This window comes from Lysobacter hankyongensis (genome assembly GCF_039543145.1).
GTDB lineage: Bacteria > Pseudomonadota > Gammaproteobacteria > Xanthomonadales > Xanthomonadaceae > Lysobacter_I > Lysobacter_I hankyongensis.
In genome coordinates this window covers 25,043-47,481 of record NZ_BAABJE010000012.1, presented here as the reverse complement: position 1 = coordinate 47,481, position 22,439 = coordinate 25,043, and the positions used below count along the sequence as shown (strand labels likewise).

8 protein-coding genes are annotated in these 22,439 nt (G+C 69.3%); all 8 read right to left on the bottom strand.

Going from position 1 to position 22,439, the window contains the following annotated elements:
- Positions 1 to 27 precede the first annotated feature (27 nt).
- Positions 28 to 1,740: a gamma-glutamyltransferase gene (gene ggt, locus ABD974_RS11870; RefSeq protein ID WP_345303547.1), complete on the bottom strand. Its 1,713-nt coding sequence runs from the start codon at positions 1,738 to 1,740 to the stop codon at positions 28 to 30.
- 291 nt (positions 1,741 to 2,031) lie between these two features.
- Complete coding sequence (locus ABD974_RS11865; protein ID WP_345303546.1) at positions 2,032 to 3,909, bottom strand: putative bifunctional diguanylate cyclase/phosphodiesterase; 1,878 nt, start codon at positions 3,907 to 3,909, stop codon at positions 2,032 to 2,034.
- A gap of 113 nt (positions 3,910 to 4,022) precedes the next feature.
- On the bottom strand, positions 4,023 to 6,638 hold the full coding sequence (locus tag ABD974_RS11860) for a prealbumin-like fold domain-containing protein (protein WP_345303545.1): 2,616 nt from the start codon (positions 6,636 to 6,638) through the stop codon (positions 4,023 to 4,025).
- 271 nt (positions 6,639 to 6,909) lie between these two features.
- Positions 6,910 to 8,820, bottom strand: coding sequence for a hypothetical protein (locus ABD974_RS11855; protein WP_345303544.1), 1,911 nt, complete (start codon positions 8,818 to 8,820; stop codon positions 6,910 to 6,912).
- Positions 8,817 to 10,712 carry a hypothetical protein gene (locus tag ABD974_RS11850; protein ID WP_345303543.1) on the bottom strand — a complete coding sequence of 632 codons (1,896 nt, stop codon included), beginning with the start codon at positions 10,710 to 10,712 and terminating at the stop codon, positions 8,817 to 8,819. The genes ABD974_RS11855 and ABD974_RS11850 overlap by 4 nt, the downstream gene beginning before the upstream one ends.
- Before the next feature lie 149 nt (positions 10,713 to 10,861).
- Positions 10,862 to 12,328 carry a hypothetical protein gene (locus tag ABD974_RS11845; RefSeq protein ID WP_345303542.1) on the bottom strand — a complete coding sequence of 489 codons (1,467 nt, stop codon included), beginning with the start codon at positions 12,326 to 12,328 and terminating at the stop codon, positions 10,862 to 10,864.
- 21 nt (positions 12,329 to 12,349) lie between these two features.
- A complete protein-coding gene (locus ABD974_RS11840; RefSeq protein ID WP_345303541.1) occupies positions 12,350 to 16,045 on the bottom strand; it encodes a hypothetical protein in 3,696 nt (1,231 codons plus the stop codon).
- Between the two features lie 11 nt (positions 16,046 to 16,056).
- Positions 16,057 to 22,389 carry a DUF7507 domain-containing protein gene (locus ABD974_RS11835; protein WP_425562684.1) on the bottom strand — a complete coding sequence of 2,111 codons (6,333 nt, stop codon included), beginning with the start codon at positions 22,387 to 22,389 and terminating at the stop codon, positions 16,057 to 16,059.
- Positions 22,390 to 22,439: the final 50 nt, after the last annotated feature.

The following is a 22,439-nucleotide window of genomic DNA, read 5'->3' as shown; positions in this document are numbered from 1 at the left end:
GCCGCAGGCGGGGCGGGGACGTCAGGCTCAATACCCGGCCGCCATGCCGTCCTTGCGCGATTCGCTGGCGCCGACGTAACCGCCGTCGGGATTCACCATGATCGCCTGATAGCCGCCGTAGGGGCCGTCGGCGAAACGGACGCTGTGGCCCTTGCGCATCAGTGCGCGGATGGTATCGATCGGGAAGCCGCTTTCCAGATCGACCTCGCCACCGTCGGTCATCGCCGTGCCCTGCCCCGCAGGTTCGGTGCTGCCGTCGTGCTGGATGCGCGGCGCGTCGCCGGCTTCCTGCAGGTTCATGCCGAAATCGATCATGTTCAGCAGGATCTGCACATGGCCCTGCGGCTGCATCGCGCCGCCCATCACGCCGTAGCTCAGCCACGGCTTGCCGTCCTTCGTGACGAACGCGGGAATGATGGTGTGGAACGGGCGCTTGCCCGGCGCGAAGCTGTTGGCGTGCCCACGCTTCAGCACGAACTGCTCGCCGCGATCCTGGAAGATGAAACCCAGCCCCGGCGGCGCCATGCCGCTGCCCATGCCGCGATAGTTCGACTGGATCAGCGAGACCATCATGCCGTCGGCATCGGCGACGGTCATGTAGATGGTGTCGCCTTCGTTGAGTTCGGGAATGATGCCCGGCTCCGCCGCCTTCATCGCGCGCGCCATCGAGATCAGCGCACCGCGTTCGCGCGCATAGTCCTTCGAGATCAGCCGCGCGACCGGCGTGCGATGGAACCGCGGATCGGCGTACGACGCCGCGCGGTCGGCGAACGCGAGTTTCTTGGCCTCGACGAACAGATGCACGTGTTCGGGGCTGCCGAAGCCGTAGGATTTCAGATCGTAGGGCTCCAGCAGATTGAGGATCTGCAGCGCGGCGATGCCCTGCCCGTTCGGCGGCAGCTCCCACACGTCGTAGCCGCGATAGTTCGTGCTCACCGGGTCGACCCACTCGCCGTGATGCGCGGCCAGGTCTTCGTAGCGCAGGAAACCGTCGTTGGCCTTGAAATAGTCATCGATGGTGCGCGCGATCTCGCCGGTGTAGAACGCATCGCGGCCGCCGCGGGCGATCTTCTCCAGCGTGTTCGCGAGATTCGGATTGCGCCAGGTTTCGCCGCGCCGCGGCGCGCGGCCGTCGATCGTGAACTGCTCCTTGAACCCGGGCCATTTCGACAGCACCGGCACGCTGCGGCCCCAGTAGTAGGCGATCACCTCGTGCACCGGATGACCGTTGCGCGCGTAGGCGATCGTCGGCGCGAGGTTCTGCGCCATCGTGCGCCGGCCGAACTTCGCGTGCAGCGCGAACCACGCATCGACCGTGCCCGGCACCGTCACCGGCAGCGGCCCGTGCGGCGGAATGTCCTGCAGCCCGCGGCGTTCGAATTCTTCCAGGGTCAGCGCCTTCGGCGAACGGCCCGAGCCGTTGTAGCCGTGCAACTGCTTCGTCTTCGGATCCCACACGATCGCGAACAGATCGCCGCCGATGCCGTTGCCCGTCGGCTCCATCAATCCCAACGCCGCGTTGGCGGCGATCGCCGCATCCACCGCGCTGCCGCCCTCGCGCATCGTCTGCAGCGCGATCTGCGTCGCCAGCGGATGCGAGGTCGCTGCCATCGCATGCGGCGCGTAGACCTCGCTGCGGGTCGCGAAGGGTTTGCCGGTGACGCGGTCGGCGGCGTGGGCCGCACCGGTGGCGATGGTCAGCAAACACAGGGACGCGATGGTCAGGGACTGGGTGCGCATGGAAACCGCCTCGGACTCGGGATGCACAGCGTAGGCCAAAATCCGCCCCTCATCCGCCCTGCGGACACCTTCTCCCCACACATGGGGAGAAGGCGGCACGTGACATTCCCGGCGAACCTGCCTCGCGGCAGGAATCGCACGCGGGGATCACCGCGTGTGCAGCCCCGCCGGAGTTTCAAGACGATTCGATTCACCGCCATCGGCCGTGGGCACGGCATCACCCGCATCGCGCCTTCCGGCGCTCCTCAAAAGCTCGGGCCTGAAGGCCCTCCTACGAGGTCGGCGGGATCTCTAGGAATGCTGCGCGGCGAAGCCGGCGATCAGGGTGTCGTTGTCGACCGCGGGCGAGTAGAGGTAGCCCTGGACGGCGTGGATGCCGCAGGCGCGGAGGCAGTCGGCCTGGGCCTGGGTTTCGACGCCTTCGCCGACGACGTCGATGCCGAGGTTGCGGGCGAGGCCGACGAGGGCCTGGACGATGGCGAGGTCAGCGCGGTCCTGGGGGAGGCCGGCGGTGAAGCCGCGGTCGATCTTGATGGTGTCGATCGGCAAACGCTTGAGGTAGCCGAGCGAGCAGTAGCCGGTGCCGAAATCGTCCAGCGCCACGCGCACGCCGAGGGCGCGGATGCGGGCGAGGGTTTTGGCGGCGGTGTCGGTGTCGCGCAGCAGCAGGGTCTCGGTGATCTCCAGGCACAGCCGCTGCGGCGGCAGGCCGGATTCGGCGAGCGCGCTGTCGACATCGGCGGCGAGGCCGGCTTCCTCGAACTGGCGCGCGGACACGTTGACGCGCAGCATCGGCGCGACGCCGTTGCGCGCGGGCCAGCGCATCGCGGCGCTGCAGGCTTCCAGCAGGACCCAGCGGCCGAGGCGGACGATCAGGCCGGAACTTTCCGCGGCTTCGATGAATTCGCCGGCGGGCACGATGCGACCTTCGTCGTTGCGCCAGCGCAGCAGGGCCTCGGCCGAACGCCAGTGGCCGTCGCGCAGGTCGACCTCGGGCATGTAGTGCAGCAGCAGACGGCCGTCGGCGAAGGCATCGCGCAGCGACTGTTCAAGACGCATGCGCTTGAGCAGATCGCGATGACGATCGGCGTTGAACACCTTGCAGCGGCCCAACCCGTTGGCGCGGGCGCGGATGCTGGCGTTCTCGGCGTTGCGCAGCAGCGCGTCGGCGGAAGGCGCGGCCAGATCGCGCGAGAACGCGATGCCGGCGGTGACCGTGGCGGGATAACCGCGCGGGCCCGCGGCGTCGGTCTGCACCAGATCGATGCAGCGTTCGGCCAGTTCCAGCGCTTCGACTTCGCGCAGGTGGCGATGCGGGATGATCGCGAACGCATCCTCGCGAACGCGCGCGAGCGCGGCGCTGTCGGCGGTGAGCTCGCGCAGATGTTCGGCGCAGTCGACGAGGAAGCGGTGGAAGCCGTCGACATCGATGCCTTCGTGACCGGCGGGCGGATCGACCTGCAGATGGATCACCGCAAGGCCGGTATCGCCTTCGTGCAGCGGTCGCAGCGCGGTGTGCGCGACTTCCAGCAGATGATCGCGGTTCGGAAGATTGGTGTGCGGGTCGTGGCGTTCGAGGAAACGCAGGCGATTCTCGATCTCGCGCCGACGCGCGATTTCGTAGGCGACGGCGACGTAGTCGCCGATGCTGCCGGCGAAGGCGTAGTCCTCCGGCGACCACATCCGCGCGCTGCCGACGTGTTCGTGGCAGACCACGCCCAGCAGTTCGCCCTCGGCGCGGATCGGCGCATCGAGCAGCGAATGGATGTCGTGACGGCGCAGATACGCGCCCAGCGCTTCCTCCGAGGCGGAGACGGTGCTGTCGTTGCGGACGTCGGCGATATCGACGACGCGGACCTCGCCGAGTTGATCGCCGTATTCCGAATCCAGCAGCAGGGATTCGTCGAAACCGGGCGGGTCGTGCTCGCCGCTGTCGCGGATGTAGGCGTGCACGCAGCGGAGCTGTTGCCGCGCGCTGTCGACGCGCCAGACGTTGACGCGTTCGACCCCGAGGGTCTCGGCGGCGACTTCGCAGATTTCGGCGATCGCGGTTTCGAAGGTGCAGTCTTCGTGCCAGACGCGCCGGCCGAGCGCGACCAGCGCATGGTTGTGGCGCCGGGCGCGCGCGCAGCGTTCCGCCTGCTTCGGACTACCTGCGCTGGCCGTCATCGTCCCCCCGTCGCCACGAGAAGGCCGCTGCCGGAACGCTCCGGCAGCGACGTTTTAAGCACAGTACACGGGAAAAGGGGAATGCACCGGCCACGGCAGGGCGAGGGCCGGGATCAATCCACGGTGCAGGTCAGCGTGACCGCGATCGAGCCGTTGGCCGGCAGGGTGGGAATCGGCGCGCCCGCGCCCTGCAGTGCGGCGACGAGAGCGGCACCGGTGACCGGCGGACACGCGGCCCCACCCGCCGCGATGCAGCTGGCGGTGGTGCAGGTCAGATTGGTGGGCGGCGGGTCGGCCAGCACCGCACCGTTCGCACCGTCGGGGCCGAGGTTGGTGACCGTCAGCGTGTAGCTGGTCGTGGTGCCGGAGACCACCGAGTCGATCGCCTGGTCGACCTCGCCGTTGAGGCCCGGCGTGTTGGTCTTGGTGAGACGCAGATCGGCCTGGTTGTTGCGGGCATTGCTGAAGGTGCAGGTGAGGCTGTCGCCGGCGACCGCTGTCAGCGAGAACGAGGTGCCGCTGCCCGAAGGCGCCTGCCCGCCGGAGAGCGTGTTCGTGCAGGCGTAGGTGGTCTGATAATTCGCGAGATTGGCGCCGGCCGCGGCGGTCTCGCTGAAGGTGTAGGTCGCACCCACGGCGCCCGGATTGAGCGTGGCCACGCCGGTGGCGGTGCCGCCGGCGCCGGTCGTGGTGACGGTGGCGGGACCGCCGGTGCCAGTAATGGTGAGCGTGAACTGGTCGGTCGCGGTGAAGCGGCCGGCGGGCAAGGCCTTCTGCAGGCGCAGGATCGGCAGCAGGCTGTTGGTGAAGGTGCAGGTGAAGCTGACGCTGGCGCCGACCTCGGCCCCGGTGATGGTGTAGGTGCTGCCGCTGAGGCTGCCGACCGGGGTGCCGGACGCGTTCTCGCAGCTGGCGCCGACGAAGGACCAGCCGGCCGGGAGGCTGTTCTCGTTGATCGTCACCGCGGTGGTCGGCGCGACGATGGTGTAGGCGAGCGTGGCCGTGCTGGCCGTGTTGCCGTCCACCACGGTCGGCGTGTTCACCGCGGAGGTGGTGACGGTGCCGGTGGTCTGCGCGGTATTGCTGAGAGCGAAACCGAAGGCGCCGCCGACGCCGCCGATCGTGGTCTTGCGCAGGAAGAGCTTGCGCGAGACGGTGAACTGGTAGTCCTCGACTTCGCCGCTCTGCACCGTGCCGCGCGGGGTCGAGCAGTTGTCGAGCGCGGTGTTGTTGGTGCAGACGCGGAAGCGGGCGAAGGTCGGGCCGATGATCGCGGTCACCGGCACCGCGATGTTGAGATTGGTCACGCCGACCGCGACCGCCTGGTTGGTGATCATCTGTTCGCCGGCATCGGCGAAATCGCCGTCGGCGTTCCAGTCGAACCACACGTTGAGGAAGCCGGACGCGTTCTGGATGCTGACCGGGACGATGGTGGTCTCGCCGGTCGGCAGCAGCGGCGTGAGGGTGACGCCGTCCTCGTCGTCGGTGTTGTTGACGTCGTCGCCGGTGGCGGTGGCGTTGTTGAGCAGGCCGCTGTCGGCATCCACGGTCGCACCGAGGCGGATGCCCGCGATCGTGTGCGTCGCATTGCCGTAGCTGACCGGCGCGTCGGTCACGTCGGCGTTGTCGGATTCGAGCAGGAACGAGGCGTTGGTGCCGCCGTAGACGAGGGTGGCCGCCGGCGCCGATGACGTGACCGTATACAGATCGCCCGGCGTCACGCCGCCATTGCGGTAGAAAGCGCCGCCGGACATGCCGTTGGGCTCGTTGTTGACGTTGCCGTTGGGCGTGTCGTAGGTGCCGTTGTTGTTGCCGGTGACCAGCGACCCGGTGAGCGAAGTGTGGCCGGTGGGCGTGGCGAAGCCCTGGGTGGTTGAACTCGCGGCCATCACCAGCTTGCCGTCGTCGGCTTCGTCCGGTGCCTGGCCGGCGTCGTAGGCGGCGGGCGCGAGATTGAAGTTGCCGGGCGTGCCGGTGGTGACCTGCGCGGTCGCGGTCGCGTTGCGGACGAAGCCGGTCGGCGTCTGTTCGACGTTCTGGTACACCGACGCCAGCAGCAGGGCATCGTCGCCGGCGTTCGACGGCGTGGTCACGTCGGGGAAGGTGATGCTGACCGTGCCCGAAGCAGCGCCGCCGAGCAGCGTGTCGATCTCGGTTTCCAACAGCACGATGTGGAAACTGCTGACGCTGAAGAACGCGGTGCCGGCCGGCGAGCCCGACGGCGAGGTACTGATGGTGATGAAGCGGGTGTCGCCGCTGGGCGTACCGCCGATGACCAGCGCGTTCTGCTTGTTGATCGTGCCGCCGGGGCCGACCAGCCGCGCGGTGATCTGGCTGTTGGTGGTGGTGGCCGGCGGCGTGCCGATGCGCGGCTCGGGCCAGTTGTCGCCGAGGCCGGTGCCCGCGGTGTTGCCGCTGGTGCACAGGCCGCCGGTGCCGTCGGCGGGCGAGCAGTGATCGCGTTCGAACGTGGCCCAGACGAAGACCGCGCGATTCTTGCCGGCGGGAATGTTGAAGCTGGCGATCGTCGGCGTGCCGGTGGCGCCGGCGCCGGTGGCGGTCGCGGTCTGGGTGGTCAGATGCTGGACCTGAGCGGCATGCGCGGGCATCGCCGGGACGATGCCGAACAGCGACGCGATGCCCGCCGCCGCGAACCATGTCCGCATGCGGCGGAACGCGCGCTGCGGAAACCCGCCATCGATCGGGTGGTTGCTGCGTTCTGTGCCCATGGCCCTGCCCCTGTACTGCATGCGCATCCCTGACTGTCGTCAGCCTGCTGCGATCATCGAAATCAACCCCGTCTCCCCGCGACGAGACGCAACCTGCACGCGCCTGCGCGCGCACCGGCCCCGTGCGGACACGGGCCTGTCACACCTTAGAGGTTACGACTCGCAGCAGATACTGTCACTTGCGACAGGGTATTTCGAACGACATCCGTCACATCATCGATCGCCGCCATCGAATGCTTCGTCGCGATGGTCGCGTTCGAATTGATCGCGACTATTGCACCGTGCAATTCAATACGAATGTCGCATTGCCGTTGACCGGCAGCACGGGCACCACGACGCCCGCGCCCTGCAGCGCGGCGACCAGCGCGGCACCGGTCTGCGCCGGGCATGCGGCGCCGCCGCCGGCGCTGCAGGTCGCGGTGGGACAGGTCACGCCTGCAGGCAGGGGATCGACCACCCGCGTGTCGTTCGCGGGTTTGGGCCCGGCGTTGGTCACGACGATGGTGTAGAGGGTGGCCGCACCGGAATCGACCGTGTCGGCGGCCTGATCGATGTCGCCGTTGATGCCGGGCGTGTTGGTCTTGGTGATGCGCACATCGGCCTTGCAGGTGCGGCCGACATCGCTGCCGGGCATATCGGCTGCGGGCGCGATGGTCTGCGCCACGCCGTCGCCGCCGGTCTGGGCGCCGTGGTTCGCGCCGCCCGATGGCGCATCGCTGGTCGTGGTGACGCCCGGCGCACCGCCGCCGAGCGCCGGCGCGACCGGACTGCTGGCGATGACCACGCCGCCCGCGCCACCGCCACCGGGGCCATGCGCGGAGCCGCCGGTCGGCCAGGCATCGCCGCCGCGGCCACCGCGCACATCGATGCCCGCCGCGGCCGACCACGTCGTCGCCACGATCAGCACGCTGCCGCCGGCGCCGCCGCCACCGGCGCCATCGTTGGACGGATTGTCCGCGGCGCGCGCGCCGCGCGCGCTGACGCTGCCGTTCCCGGCGAAATCGACGGCGCGCAGCATCACGATGCCGCCGCCGGCCGCGCCGCTGGATTCCGCCGGCTGGCTGTTGGCGTTGTTGTCGCCCGCGCCGCCACCGCCGCCCATGACCAGCCGGGCGACGCCCGCGCCCGCGAAACCGGTGCCGCCGAAGCCCCATTTCTTGTCGACGAGGTTGCCGTAATCGGCGAGCACGCCGGCATAGCCGACACTGCGCCAACCGGCGCCGCCGCGCCCGCCGGCGCGGCCGTTGCCGCCGCCACCGCCGCCGCCGTTGTCGCTGCCGCCGTCCCAGAAGGCACCGCCGCCGCCGGCATTGGCCGGCGCGCCGCGGGCGAAGTCGCCGGTGGATGCAGTGCCGGTCGGATAACCGCCCCAGCCGATGCCGAGATCGACGATGGCGGCGGTCGCGCCGCTGTCGGGATCGCGCTTGTCGCTGACGAAACGCGGCGTACCTGCGATGCCCTCGCCCTTGGTGCCGTGGCGGGTGTCGTCGTCCCAGCGGAACCGCTCGCCGGCATCGTTGGCGGAACGGCTGCGGCCGCCACCGCCGCGGAAACCGAGGCCATCGACGTTGACCGTGCCGTTGAGCGTGAGCGTGTACGCGGCATCGATCACGACCACGCCGCCGCTGAAGCCGTCCCATGCGGGCGCGGTCACCGTGCCGTTGAGCGCGACGCTGGCGTACTGCGGCACGAGGATCACCTGGAAGGTGCGACGACCGCCGGCTGCGGTGGCGTTCGCCTGTTCGTAGGTCGCGGTGAGCGGCGAGCCGGCGAGATTCAGGACCGCGTTACTGCTGCCCGCACCGGCGCGTACGAACTGGTAGCGACCTGCGAGACAGCCGCTCGCGGGATCGGCATAGCCGGAGGCCGGCTCGCCTGCGGCGCCGTCGCCGTAGGCCGTGGTGTCGGTGCTGTCGATGTTCGCGCACTGCATCTGGATCACCAGCACCAGGTCGCCTTCGGCCAGGGTGACGGGGGCGCCGCGCTGTCCGCCCAGGACGATGCTGCCGGTGCTGGCGCCGTAGTTTCCGTTCGCGGGCGTCCAGTAGGTGTTGACGATGCCGGTCGCGGTGGCGTCGCCGTCGCTGCCGGGCAGCGCGCAGACCTGGGCCCGGAGCTGCGCGAAGGGCTGCGCCACCAGCAGTGCGACGCAGGCGATCCGGGCAAGGCGATCGGTCTTCATTGCACGGTGCAGCTGAAGGTGAAGGTGACGGTGTTGCCGCCGCTGGTCGCGGGCAGGTTGCCCAGCGTGACGCCGGTCGCGAGGTTGGCGACGGTCAGCGCACCGCCGGGGCAGGCGCTGGGGGACGCGGTGCTGCTGCAGGTGACGACGTTGGCCGCGGGACAGGTCAGGCCCGCGCCGGGCGTGTCCGAAATGACCGCGGCGGCGACCGGATTCGGACCGGCGTTGGTGACGACGAGACTGTAGGTCGTCGTCGCGCCGGAAACCACGGTATCGGCCGCCTGATCGGACGGCCCCGACAGCGGCGTGTTGGTCTTGGTGATGCGCAGATCCGCGCTGCCGGTGAAGTTGCACAGCGGCAGGTTCGCGAGCGTCGGCGCGGTGGTGGCGTTGCCGTTGCCGCCGCGGGTGGCGCCGTTGGGCAGGAACTCGGTGACCGCCCCCGAGCTGGTGGTGCCGTTGACGCCGGCGGTCACCGTGCCGGTGCCGGCAGGCGATGCGATGTATCCGCCGCCGCCGCCGCCGCCGGGACCTTCGGATTCGTTGTTGGTGATCAGCTGGCTGCCGCCGTTGCCGCCGATGGCCGACAGCGAAAGCCCGCCCGCGCTCGGGGCGACCAGCACCACCGAACCGCCGCCACCGCCGCCGCCCGGCGCATCGTTGTGACCGGGCACGGTATTCGTCGCGGTGGCGCCGTTGGCCTGCAGGCTGCCGTTGCCGGCCACCGCATTCGCGATCAGGAACACCAGGCCGCCGCCGCGCGCACCGGCACTGGCCGCACCGTTGTTGCCGTCGCCGGCACCGCCGCCGCCGCCGAAGAAGAGGCGGGTGTCGCCGACGATGCTCGGATTGTTCGCGAGCGGGCGCCCGCCGAGGCCACCGCGTTCGCGCCGGCTGTTGCCGCCCCAGCTCGCCGTACCGGGCGCCACGGTGAGCGCGTCCTGGTTGCTGGCAGCGTAGGTGTAGCCGCCGCGACCGCCGCCGGGCGAATTGGTGGTGGCGGTGAGCGTGCCATCGATATTCCACGCGGTGACCCAACCGGCGACGCTGGTATCGGGCACACCCTGGCCGTTCCAGCCGACCGCGCTGCCGCCGTTGGCGCCGCCGCCGCCGCCGGCGTTGTGCGCGTTGCCGCCGCCGCCGCCGTTCGCCGGCGCGCCGCGGTTATAGCGTCCGCCGAGGCCGTCGTAGGTGGTCTGGCTGCCGGCGATGCTCTCGCCCTTCTCGCCGCCGTCGGCGGTGGTGGCCGCGACGTAACTCGCGACATCGGTCCCGGCCGCGGTGGTGTCGTTGTCGATCGCGCCGCCGCGGAACCCGAGGCCGTTGGCGTGGATCGAACCGTTGACCGTCAGCGTGCCATCGACGATCGCCGCGACCACGCCGCCGGTGCTGCCGGCCCATGCGGTCGGCACGATCGACGCACCGGCGTTGACGGTGAGACTGGTGTACTGCGGCACCCGCACCACCTGCGCACCGCTGGCGTACGAAAAACGCAGCGGCGTGGTGTCGCAGACGGTGCCGAGCGTGATCGTGGTGCCGCTGACCGACGCCACGCTGACGTACTCGTAGCGCCCGGCGTTGCCCAGCGCGGTCACCGCGCCGTAGCCGCTCGCGTTCGTCGTGCTGATCGTCGCGCCCTGGGCCTGATACAGCAGCAGCACATCGCCGGCGGTGATGCCGGCGGCGCTGGCGACGGTGAGGGTGGTCGCGCCGGCGGCCGCGGCCGCGCTCAACGTGGTGTAGCTGTTGATGACGGTGTTCGCGGCGGAGACGGTGCTGGCGCCGTCCTTGCCGATCTGTCGCGCCTGCGCGGGCATCGCGATCGCGGCCGCGACGCCGCAGGTGATCGCGGCGCACAGCGCGGTGATCCGGAAGGGAGTGCGCTCACCCATGATTCGGTCGCTCCTGACTGGAAAGTGATGCGGGGAACGCACCGACGATCCCGCCGCCCGCCGGGCATGCAGTCTGCGCGGCGCCCGAGCTGTCTTCGCCATGGGCGCGCATGATCGATACGTCGATCAACGATAGCCGATGACTATCGTTACTGCACCGTGCAACCGAATGCGAATGTCGCGGTATTGCCACCGGCCGTCGCCGGGAGGGCACCGAGGGTCACGCCGGCGGTCAGATTGGCCACCGTCAGCGCACCGCCGGGACAGGCGCTGGGCGATGCGGTGCTCGTGCAGGTCACCGGCGTCGCGGCAGGACAGGTGAGGCCGGCGCCCGGCGCATCCTGCACCACGATCCCGGTGGCCGCGTTCGGACCGTTGTTGGTCACGACGATGGTGTAATTCGACGTCGTGCCGGACACGACCGTATCGGCCGCCTGGTCGACGTTGCCGTTGACGCCCGGAGTGTTGGTCTTGGTGATCGACACGTCCGCCTGCGGCAGCGACAGCGTGGTGGTCGTGCTGCTGCTGTTGTTGGCGTTGCTGATGTCGCCGCCGCTGCCGGCGGGAATCGTCGCGGTGTTGTTGATCGGTCCGGGCAGCGCGCCCGCCTTCGGCGTGACGCTGATCGTGGCCACCGCCTGATTGGTCGCGCCCGCGGCGAGCGCGGCCGTGCTGGTGCACGCGATGGCGACGTTGCCGGTGTTGATCGGGAAGCCGGTATTCGGCGTGCACGCCCAACCCGCGGACGGCGTGATGCCGTTGATCGTGTAGAGATTGGCGTTGATGGTGTCGTTGATCGGTACGCCTGCCGGCGTCGCGGCGCTGCCGGGATTGCTGGCCTGCAGCGTGAAGTTGAAGGCATTGCCGACGGTGGCGCTGGCGGGCGCGGTCTTGGTCACGCCCGGGTTCGGATTCTGCACGCAGAAACCGCCGAACGTCGTGCTGACCTGCTGCTCCGGCGGGTTGCCCGCCGCCGGCGGCGCGGCGTTGCCGTAGACGATCGTGAGCGTGACGATCGGCGCGCTGAAATTGAAGGTCGCATTGCAGTCGCCGTTGGTGAACGGGCAGTTGGTGCCGGTGGTCGCCGTGCCCGAGGGCGCGGCGACGTTGCCGGCGATCGCGACCAGGCCGCTGGCCGCGGTCGCGGTCGGCGTGACCGTACCTCCCGCCGGCGCGGTGCCGGTGACCGTCACCTGATCGGCGTAGGCATTGGTGGTGCCGCTGCGATCGATGTCGGTGATGATCAGGCGCAGGTTGTCGACCGGCTTGCTGAAGGTGTAGGTGATGGTGTTGGTCTGCGTGGTGTTGCCGCGGTTGACCGCGAAGCCGAAGGTGTCGGCGATGCCGCCGGTCAGTTCGTTCTGCGGATAGCCGGCGCTGATGTTGCCCGCGGTCACGCTGGCGTTGACGCTCACCGCGGAAGCGCCGGTGCCGATGTTCGCGGCATACGTCAGGCTGCCCGAGGTCCACGGATTGGCGCCCTGGTCGAGATTCTGTGTGGCTTCATTGGCGGCGCAGGCCGCGGACTGCGCGTTGGCCAGTCCGGACATGCCGCCCGCAGCGATGAGCAGCGCGGCGCACAGCCGCGCTTTGATACGGAATTGCGTGTTCGACATCGTTGGACTCGATCGTTCTCGTCAATACCAGCCGACCAGATTCACGAACCACCCCTTGTGGTCGTAATCGAAGTCGGTGAGGTCGTCGCTGAATTCGGTGAAGTTGTAGCCGACGCCGAGGCGGAGGTTCTTGCCCAGGTCGCGATCGATCCCGAGCAGCACGCCCTGACGATCGCCACCGTCCTCCACGCTCAGCCAGCGGTACTCACCCAGCGCATGCCACTTGTCGGCGAAGGCGTACCGCGCCTGCCCCGCTGCGAAAGTGGCGCCGGAATCCGCCCATTGCCCGGCGAGGCGGCCGAAGCGCACTTCGCCTTCGCGCCGCATCAGCTTGCCGGCGAATTCCCAATCGGTGTTCGGCTTGTAGATGCCTTCCAGCGACAGCACCTGGCTGCGCTGATCGTAGAAGGCCACGTTGTCGCCGATCTGCGGCAGCGACGACACGTCGTACAGGTACGTGTACTTGCCGAGCAACGCCCACTTGCCGGAATCGAACGGACGCCAGGCGAAGCCGAAGTTGCCCTCGATGAACTTCGCGCCCGCGGCCGACGACAGATCGTCGGTGGTCTTCGAGTAGTTGAAGCGCGCCGCGATGCGGAAGCTCTCGTTGACCTTGTGGGTGAAGTTGTTGGTCGTCACCCACTGGTCGCGCTGCTCCGCGCCGCGGTCGCGACGCCACTCCAGCTTGCTCTGCCACTGGGTGTCGTTGGACGTGCGGCCGGCGCTGACGCTGACCGCGTCGCGATCGACGTTGCCGGTGCCGCGGTCGAGGTTCGCGTTCTGCAGGGTGAAGCCCAGCGTCCAGCCCACGCCCGGATAGAAATCCATGCCGAAGGTGTGCGCCAGCCCGGATTCGTTCGGCGCCTTCAGGAACTGGCTTTCGTTGAACAGGTTGACCTGGTTCGACAGGCGCCAGCGCTGGCCCAGCGTCCAGCCGGTGTTGCGGCGGTCGTTGAACAGCGGATCGTAATCGCTGCGGTCGGTCGAGTAGGTGTAACCGCCGTACAGCGTGTGCTCCGGGCTGATCCGGTATTCCGCGTTGACCTGCGCCGAATCGCCGCGGTCGCCGCTGGTGACTTCCGCGCCGACGCTGGACAGATCGCCGAACAGATACTTGGCGCCGAGCGTGAGCGCGTCGTTGTCGGCGTACTGGCCGCCGTCGTCGTCGACCGTGAACTGCGCGGTGCCGTAGACGTCGAGGCTGCTGCCGAAACGATGCTTGTACTGCAGCGCGGCGAGCGTGCCGACGGCGTCGCCGGCCAGACGCTCTTCGTCCACGCGACGCAGCTCGGCGGCGAGGCTGTCGTGATCGTTGATCCGCCATTCGCCCGCGACCTGCGCCTGGGTCAGCGCTTCCGCGCCGCGTTCGGCGCGGCTGTAGCGGGCGCGCACGTTCACGTTGGGGGCGAACTGGCCCAGCACTTCGGCGCCGTGTTCCTGCACGTCGGCGCCGGTATCGAAGCGACCGATGGAGAAGCCGGCGTCGACGTCGCGCCACCAGGCGCCGGCCGACCAGTCGAGCTCGCTCCAGCCGAGTTCCTTGAAGTTGGCGCGGGCTTCGACCGCACGCGCGTCGCCTTCGCGGGCGCCGACGGCCGAGTTGAGCTGGGTGAAGCTCAGGCCGCCGTTGTCGGAGAAGAAGATCGGCGCGCTGGTCGCTTCGGTGCGGCTCTGTTCGAGCTTCAGGTAGGTGCCGCGACCGGCCTGCAACGTCAGGTCCACACCCTTGAGCGAATAGTCGTCGCCGGCGCGGTTCTCGTCGATCCAGGTCGCGCCGACGGCGACGTGATCGCCGAACCAGTGCTTGCCGCGGAAACCTGCGGTGACCTCATCGGCGTCGAAGCCGTTCGGGATGTATTCGTAGTCGATCAGCAGCACCTGCGCGAAGCCGTCGAGCGGCGTGTCGCGGGTGAGCGTGGGCAGGTTTTCGCGGGTGATCTGCGACAGCGGACGGGTCAGCAGCACGCGGCCCTGGAACTCGTCGATCTCGTAGTCGGCGCCGCGCGCCAGGTCGATCCGGCGTTCGACCCGGCCGGTGGTGCCGTCGCGCACTTCCAGCACCACGCGATCCGAACCCGGCAGCACGTCGGTGTGCTTGAGGTAGTACAGGCTGCCGCCGGTACCGAGGAATTCGCTGTGGCCCGGCGCGGTCTGCGCTTCGGAACCGAACACCTTGAGCTGCGAACCGGCTTCGCCCAGATCGGTCGAGCGCCGCGAACGCCAGCTCAGCGCGCCGCCGTAGAGCGAACGCGAATACTGGCCGTATTCGGTGCCGGTGATGCCGGTGTTGTAGTTGCCCCACAGCGCCTGGCTCTTGTCCCAGTCCACGCGCACGTAGAAGCGGCCCTGGGTGTCGACGTCGCGATAGGTCGTGGAATCGTCGCCGTACACCGGATAGTAGGCATCCGGATCGAGGCGGCGGAACACGTCCTGCGGATCGGCGTCCCAGAAACCCCGGAACAGTTCGGAGACTTCGCGTTCCTGGGTGTCGGCCTGGGCGGTGATCAGGTATTTGCCCTTGATCTTGCCCTTGAGATAGAACGCGAGCCGGCCTTCGAGCAGGAAGCTGTCGTCGTAGCGATCGTCGCCCGCCAGCGGCTCGATCGAGCCGGAGACGTTGCCGCCCGACGCGGTGAGGTCGGCGATGGCGACCGCGAACATGTACTTGCCGCTGACGTCGATGTCGAGGCGGCTGTTCGTCGCCTCCTGGCCGGCGCCGCGCAGCTGGATGTCGAAGCCGTGGCGACCGACCGGCACCAGGTATTCGGCGACCAGCTTGCGCTGCAGGTCGACCGGATGGCTCTGGCCGTTGATCAGGACGCTGTAGCCCTCGGGGATATCGCGGCCCTGGATGCGGATGCGCGAACCGTAGATCGGGATGTTCTGCTGGCGCAGCGAGTTCTCGCCGAACACGCCTTCGACCAGACTGCGCTGCTCGGCTTCCTCGGCGCTGAGCGCGAGACCGCTGCTGCGCTCGACCGACTGGCGCAGCACCTGGTTGCCGCGTTCGGCTTCCTCCGGCGTGACCAGTTGCATGCGGCGCGGATAGGTCTCGTCGAAACTGCCGTCGGCGGCGTACGCGCGCACCAGATAGACCAGTTCGTCGCCGGCGCGGGCCTCGAAGCCCGCCGGCAGCGCGCCGTCCCACTGCACATCGCTCACCGCGCCGACCGGCAGTGCCACCTTCGCCAGCGGCTCGACCAGGTCGGCGTCGCTGGCGCGATAGATCAGCACTTCGGCGCGCTGGATGAAGGCGGGATAGTTGTTGTAGGCGTAGAACCGCACCGGCTTGGCGATGCGGCCGCCATCGAACGGCACCAGCGACGGCGCGGACACGTTGAACTGCGGCTGGCCGAGATTCGGATCCTCGGTGGCCCAGATCACGCCGCCGCCCGGCAGGTCGGTCGACCATTTGCCGATGGCCAGCGCCTGGCCCGGCTGCAGGTCGTAGTTCCACTTCGATTCGACGCGTTCGGCCTCCACCGTCACCCGGCGATCGGGCTGCAGCGTGCCGGAGTCCGACTGTTCGGTGGTGGCATCGGTGACCGGCCGCTGTTCGCCGCGGGTGCGGATCTTGAACAGCACGCCCTCGTCGGACGCGCAGCCGTCGGTGCCGCACTGGGTGGCCGGCGCCGTGGGCGCGTCCTGCGCCGTGGCGTTCGCGGCGAAGCCGGCGAGGATGCCGATCAGGGTGTAGTCGAGCAGTTTCATCTTCATCACGGCACCCCTCACTGACCGTTCATGCCGGCAGGGGCTGCCGGATCTTCGTTGAAATCGACCCGAAGCCTGCTGCGCAGTTCCGGCGGCATCGCTGCCGCGATCGCTTCGTGAACGGCCTTCGCACGGCGCATGCCGAGTGCCACGTTGTATTCCTCCGATCCTCGTTTGTCGGCGTGGCCGACGATCGCCACCTGATTGGTGCCGATCTCGACCAGGTACTCCGCGATCCTGCGCATCAGCGGCAGGTATTCGGGCTTGATCTCGGCGCGGTCGGTTTCGAACAACACGGTGCCGATCAGCGGCCACGCCATCACCCCGACCACCGTCGACGACGGATCGTGGGGATTGGCGCGGACGCTGATCCGCAGCGCCGACGCGACTTCGGGCGAGAGCTTCGCCACCAGCGCGTCGCGCACCGCGACCGCGCGTTCGAAGGCGAGCAGATCGCTGTCGCCTTCGGCCGCGATGACCACTTCGCCGCCGCCGTACTGCTGCGTCGTCTCGGCCATCTTGTCGATCGCCGCGCGGTACTGCGTGCGGATCTCGGCGCTGCCGGGCTCGAACATCACCGAGCCCAGCTCCATCTCCACCGACCGCTCGCCGCCTTCCAGCACCGACACCGGCAGCTTCACGCCGAAGTCGAAGCGGGTCGGGATGCCCGGGGTGACGCGTTTCACCAGCGGGTTGTCCGTGGTGAACGTGCTGCCCGGCGGCAGCGTGGCCGGATCGACCTTGAGGATGAAGTTGCGACCGCGCTCGCGACCGCCGTCCACGCCCACCACACGGTAGCGGCCGTACTGGTCGGTCTCGATCAGCACGCCCTCCACCGAAGCGATGCGCACACCCGGAATGCCGCGTTCGTCGATGCCGGCGTTGCCGATGACGTACTCGACCAGATAACCGTCGGCCAGCTGGCTGGTCCGGCGTTCCACCGTCGGCTCGGCGCCGTTGAGGCCCTTGGCCGCGTCGCCGCTCTTCTCGACGCGGGTGCGACCGTCGGCGCCCATGCGCACCGTCACGCCCTGCGCCGACGTCAGCACGAAGTCGTCGGTGAAGCGCAGGTCGCGGAGCTTCTGGCGGATGGTGACCGTGCGCCGCGTGGTGTCGCCTTCGGACTGACGCGCGGCGATGTCGCCCACCGCGATGCCATGCAGCATCGGCGAACTGGCATCCGGTTCCGGCGTCGGCCCGTTGCCGCGATCGACCGTGGTCGAGTTCGGCACGTAGGCCTCCGGCGCGAAGCCGCCCTGGACGCGCAGGTTGCCGAGGCCCGCCGCATCCTGCCAGCCGTCGCCGTCGCGGTCGTTGAAGACCGTACCGACGATCAGCGATTCGTCGAGCATCGGGTCGGAGACCATCTGCACGTCGGCGGTCGCCACGTTCGAGACCACGTCGCCATCGTCTTCCACGTACGCGCTGTTGGTGTGGACGCCCGAGCGGACGCCCGCGCCCACGCGCAGCAGGTAGGTGATGGTGGCGCGGCCGTCGGCCGGGATGTCGATCTGATCCACGCGGATCGGATACGTCCCCACCAGGCGGCCGGCGTTGTCGGCATCGGCCACCGCCAGCGAACCGTCGACGTAGGTGAAGCCGGCCGGCGGCGTATCGATCAGCATGCCGTCGGTCATCGGGGTCTGGCTGGTGTTCTCCATCGTCAGCGTGTAGCGGACCAGGTCGCCGACATTCACGTCGCGCGGGCTGGCGGTCTTCACGATGCGGATCGCCGCCGGTGCGCCGTTCACCGCGACCACCGCGGTGCTGGTCGACGTCACCGTCTGCGTCGAGGTGGAGGACTGCGCCGTCGCCGTCACCACGTTGTCGAGCGTGCCGCCCGCCGCCGCTTCGGCCGCCGTCACCGTGTGCGTGTAGCTCGCGCAGGTGGCGGTGGCGCCCGGGGCCAGCGTGGTCGGCGTGCAGTTCAGCGTCGTCGGCGCGCCGCCTTCGAAGCTGTCGGCCACCACAAGGGCGTTGAGGGTGACGTTGCCGGTGTTGCGCACCGTGACCGCATAGGTGATCACGTCGCCGTCATCGGCCATGCCGATCACGCCGTTGTCCGTGGTCAGGGTCGCGGTCTTGGTCGCGGCGATCAGCGGCGTCTGCACGATGGTCGTCGTGGTGCTGTCCGGCGGGGACACCGTGGTGCCGCCGCCCGGCAGCGAGCCGGTCGCGGTCGCGGTGTTGTTCACCGTGCCCGCATCGACTTCCGCCTGCGTGATCGTGTGCGAACCCGTACACGTCGTCGACGCGCCCGGGGCCAGCGTGGTCGCCGGGCAGACCGCCGGCGCGCTGAGCTGGGCGTCGTTGATGACGAGGCCCGTCACCGTCACGTTGCCGGTGTTGGTCACCACGAAGCTGTAGGCGATCGTGCTGCCCGCGGTGTTGCCCGACGGCGTTCCCGCGGTCTTGTCGATCGTCAGCGCCGGCGCGGCGGCCACGATCACGGTCGCGATCGCGGTATCGCAGTTGTTCGGATTGATCGCCTCGCAGATCGTGTACGGATACGTGTAGGTGCCCGCTTCCGTGTTCGGCGCGATCGTGATCGTGCCGTCCGGATTCATCGTGATGCTGCCGCTGGTGGGCACCGGCGCCGTTCCGGGCGTCAGCGTCACATCGGCCGGATTCACCGCCACGCCGTTCAGCGTGTCGTTGACCAGCACCGACGCGGTCGTGCCGCCGCCCACGCCGTTGACCGGCGGGAAGGCATCGTCGACCGCATCGATCGGCGCGGCATCCACGGTCACCGTGATCGTCGCCGTATCGCAGTTCGTCGGGTTCAGGTTCTCGCAGATCCGGTACACGATCGTGTAGCTGCCCGCCGGCGTGCCGGCCGGCACGCTGACGTTGCCGGTCGCCACGTCCAGGGTCGGCACCGGACCGCCGTTGATCGGCGTCGCCGGCGTGACCACGGTCCCGGTGATGTCGGCCACGTTCACCGCCACGCCGTTGAGCGTGTCGTTGGCGTAGGCGTTGACCACGTTCGTGGCACCTGTGAGGCCGTTGACCGGGCCCGCAGCGTCATCCACCGCGTCGATCGGCGCCGCGCCCACCGTGACCGTCACGGTCGCGTTGTCGCAGTTGGTCGGGTTCAGCACTTCGCAGATCCGGTACACCAGCGTGTAGGTGCCCGCCGGCGTACCCGGCGCCACCGTCACCGCACCCGTCGCCGGGTTCAGGGTCACGTTCGGGTTCGTCGTGCTCACCTGACTCAGCGTCACCGTCGCCAGCGTCGCCGGCGCACCGTTCAACGTGTCGTTGACCAGCACGTTCGCCACCGCCGTGCCGCCGGTCGCGCCGTTCGCCACCGTGCCGGTGTCGTCCACCGCGTCGATCGGGGCTGCCGCCACCACGACCGTCGCGGTCGCCGTGTCGCAGTTCGTCGGGTTCAGCACTTCGCAGATCGTGTACGGATACAGATACGTGCCCGCCGTCGTGCCGGCCGCGATCGTGATCGTGCCGTCGGCGTTCATCGTGATCGCACCCGCGGCCGGCGTTGGCGCCGCGCCAGGAGTCAGCGTCACGTTGCCGCCCACGCCCACGCTCACCGGGCTACCGCCCAGGGTGTCGTTGACCAGCACCGAGGCCGTCGTCGCACCGCTCGCACCGTTCACCGGACCGTAGCTGTCGTTCACCGCGTCGATCAGCGCCGCACCCACCGTCACCGTCACGGTCGCGTTGTCGCAGTTGGTCGGGTTCAGCACTTCGCAGATCCGGTACACCAGCGTGTACGTGCCCGCAGGCGTACCCGGCGCCACCGTCACCGCGCCCGTCGCCGGGTTCAGGGTCACGTTCGGGTTCGTCGTGCTCACCTGACTCAGCGTCACCGTCGCCAGCGTCGCAGGCGCACCGTTCAACGTGTCGTTGACCAGCACGTTCGCCACCGCCGTGCCGCCGGTCGCACCGTTCGCCACCGTGCCGGTGTCGTCCACCGCATCGATCGGGGCTGCCGCCACCACGACCGTCGCGGTCGCCGTGTCGCAGTTCGTCGGGTTCAGCACTTCGCAGATCGTGTACGGATAGGCGTACGTGCCCGCCGTCGTGCCCGGCGCGATCGTGATCGTGCCGTCGGCGTTCATCGTGATCGCACCCGCGGCCGGCGTCGGCGCCGCGCCAGGAGTCAGCGTCACGTTGCCGCCCACGCCCACCGTCGCCGGGCTACCGCCCAGGGTGTCGTTGACCAGCACCGAGGCCGTCGTCGCACCGCTCGCACCGTTCACCGGACCGTAGCTGTCGTTCACCGCATCGATCACCGCCGCGCCCACCGTGACCGTCACGGTCGCGTTGTCGCAGTTGGTCGGGTTGAGGACTTCGCAGATCCGGTACACCAGCGTGTACGTGCCCGCAGGCGTACCCGGGGCCACGTTCACCGCACCCGTCGCCGGGTTCAGGGTCACGTTCGGGTTCGTCGTGCTCACCTGACTCAGCGTCACCGTCGCCAGCGTCGCCGGCGCACCGTTCAACGTGTCGTTGACCAGCACGTTCGCCACCGCCGTGCCGCCGGTCGCACCGTTCGCCACCGTGCCGGTGTCGTCCACCGCATCGATGGCATTCGGCGCTTCGGTAATCGTGACGGTATCCGTGGCCGGCGTCAGCGTGCCGCCCGCCGGCGTACCGGTCGCGGTCGCGATATTGGTGACCGTACCCGGCGTACCGGCGAGATCGGCTGCCTGGATCGTATAGCTGCCGGTGCAGGTTGTGCTCGCGGCGGGCGCCAGCGTCGTCGCCGGGCAGGTGACCGTGGCGATGCGGTCATCGGAGACCGCGATACCGCTGATCGTCACGTTGCCCGTGTTCGTGACCAGATAGGTGTAAGCGATGACCTGGCCGATCGTGCTGTACGTCGGCGCGCCGGCGGCCTTGTCGATCGTCAGACTCGGGGTCTGCGGGATCGGGGTCGTCACCGTGTCCGTGGTCGGACCCGGCACTTCGGTCGAGGTGACCGTCGCGGTATTGACGATCTGGCCCGCATCCACCTGGGTCTGCGTGACCACGGTCGTACCGGTCAGGACGCACGTTCCGCCCGGTGCCACGCTGGCGCACGTCGTGCTGGCCGGAGTCAGCAACGGATCGCTCACCACGACATTGGTCAATGTCACGTTGCCGGTGTTCGTCACCGTCACCGTGTAGGTCAGGGTCGAACCGACCGTCAACGTCCCCGTCGGGGACGACTTGTCGATCGTCAGGGCCGGATTGGCCACGATCGGCGTGCTCGTCGTATCCGGCGGGCTCGTCGTCGTGCCGCCGCCCGGCGGCGTGCCGGTCGCGGTCGCGCTGTTGTTCACCACGCCCGCGTTCACTTCCGCCTGCGTGATCGTATGCGTGCCCGTGCACGTCGTCGATGCGCCCGGCGCCAGCGTCGTCGCCGGACAGGTCGCCGCCGCATCCAGGTTCGCGTCGTTGATCGCGATCCCCGTGATCGTCACGTTGCCCGTGTTCGTCACCAGGAACGAATAGGCGATCGTGCTGCCCGCGGTGTTGCCGCTGGGCGCGGCCGCGGTCTTGTCGACCGTCAGCGCAGGCGTCTGCGCGATCGGCGTGCTCGTCGTGTCCGGCGGGCTCGTCGTCGTGCCGCCGCCCGGCGGTGTGCCGGTCGCGGTCGCGCTGTTGTTCACCACGCCCGCGTTCACTTCCGCCTGCGTGATCGTGTGCGTGCCCGTGCAGGTCGTGCTCGCGCCCGGCGCCAGCGTCGTCACCGGGCACACGGCCGCGGCGTCGAGGTTCGCGTCGTTGATCGCGAGCCCCGTGATCGTCACGTTGCCCGTGTTCGTCACCAGGAACGAATAGGCGATCGTGCTGCCCGCGGTGTTGCCGCTCGGCGCAGCCGCAGTCTTGTCGACCGTCAGCGCAGGCGTCTGCGCGATCGGCGTGCTCGTCGTGTCCGGCGGGCTCGTCGTCGTGCCGCCACCCGGCGGCGTGCCGGTCGCGGTCGCGCTGTTGTTCACCACGCCGGCGTTCACTTCCGCCTGCGTGATCGTGTGCGTGCCCGTGCAGGTCGTGCTCGCGCCCGGCGCCAGCGTCGTCACCGGGCACACGGCCGCGGCGTCGAGGTTCGCGTCGTTGATCGCGAGCCCCGTGATCGTCACGTTGCCCGTGTTCGTCACCAGGAACGAATAGGCGATCGTGCTGCCCGCGGTGTTGCCGCTCGGCGTGCCCGCGGTCTTGTCGACCGTCAGGCTCGGCGTCTGCGCGATCGGCGTGCTCGTCGTATCCGGCGGGCTCGTCGTCGTACCACCGCCCGGCGGCGTGCCGGTCGCGGTCGCGCTGTTGTTCACCACGCCGGCGTTCACTTCCGCCTGCGTGATCGTGTGCGTGCCCGTGCACGTCGTCGATGCGCCCGGCGCCAGCGTCGTCGCCGGACAGGTCGCCGCCGCATCCAGGTTCGCGTCGTTGATCG

What these genes read in the sequence shown, in the direction of transcription:
- ggt (WP_345303547.1), bottom strand. Translation starts at nt 1,740, where the DNA reads ATGCGCACCCAGTCCCTGACCATCGCGTCCCTGTGTTTGCTGACCATC.
- ABD974_RS11865 (WP_345303546.1), bottom strand. Translation starts at nt 3,909, where the DNA reads ATGACGGCCAGCGCAGGTAGTCCGAAGCAGGCGGAACGCTGCGCGCGC.
- ABD974_RS11860 (WP_345303545.1), bottom strand. Translation starts at nt 6,638, where the DNA reads ATGGGCACAGAACGCAGCAACCACCCGATCGATGGCGGGTTTCCGCAG.
- ABD974_RS11855 (WP_345303544.1), bottom strand. Translation starts at nt 8,820, where the DNA reads ATGAAGACCGATCGCCTTGCCCGGATCGCCTGCGTCGCACTGCTGGTG.
- ABD974_RS11850 (WP_345303543.1), bottom strand. Translation starts at nt 10,712, where the DNA reads ATGGGTGAGCGCACTCCCTTCCGGATCACCGCGCTGTGCGCCGCGATC.
- ABD974_RS11845 (WP_345303542.1), bottom strand. Translation starts at nt 12,328, where the DNA reads ATGTCGAACACGCAATTCCGTATCAAAGCGCGGCTGTGCGCCGCGCTG.
- ABD974_RS11840 (WP_345303541.1), bottom strand. Translation starts at nt 16,045, where the DNA reads ATGAAGATGAAACTGCTCGACTACACCCTGATCGGCATCCTCGCCGGC.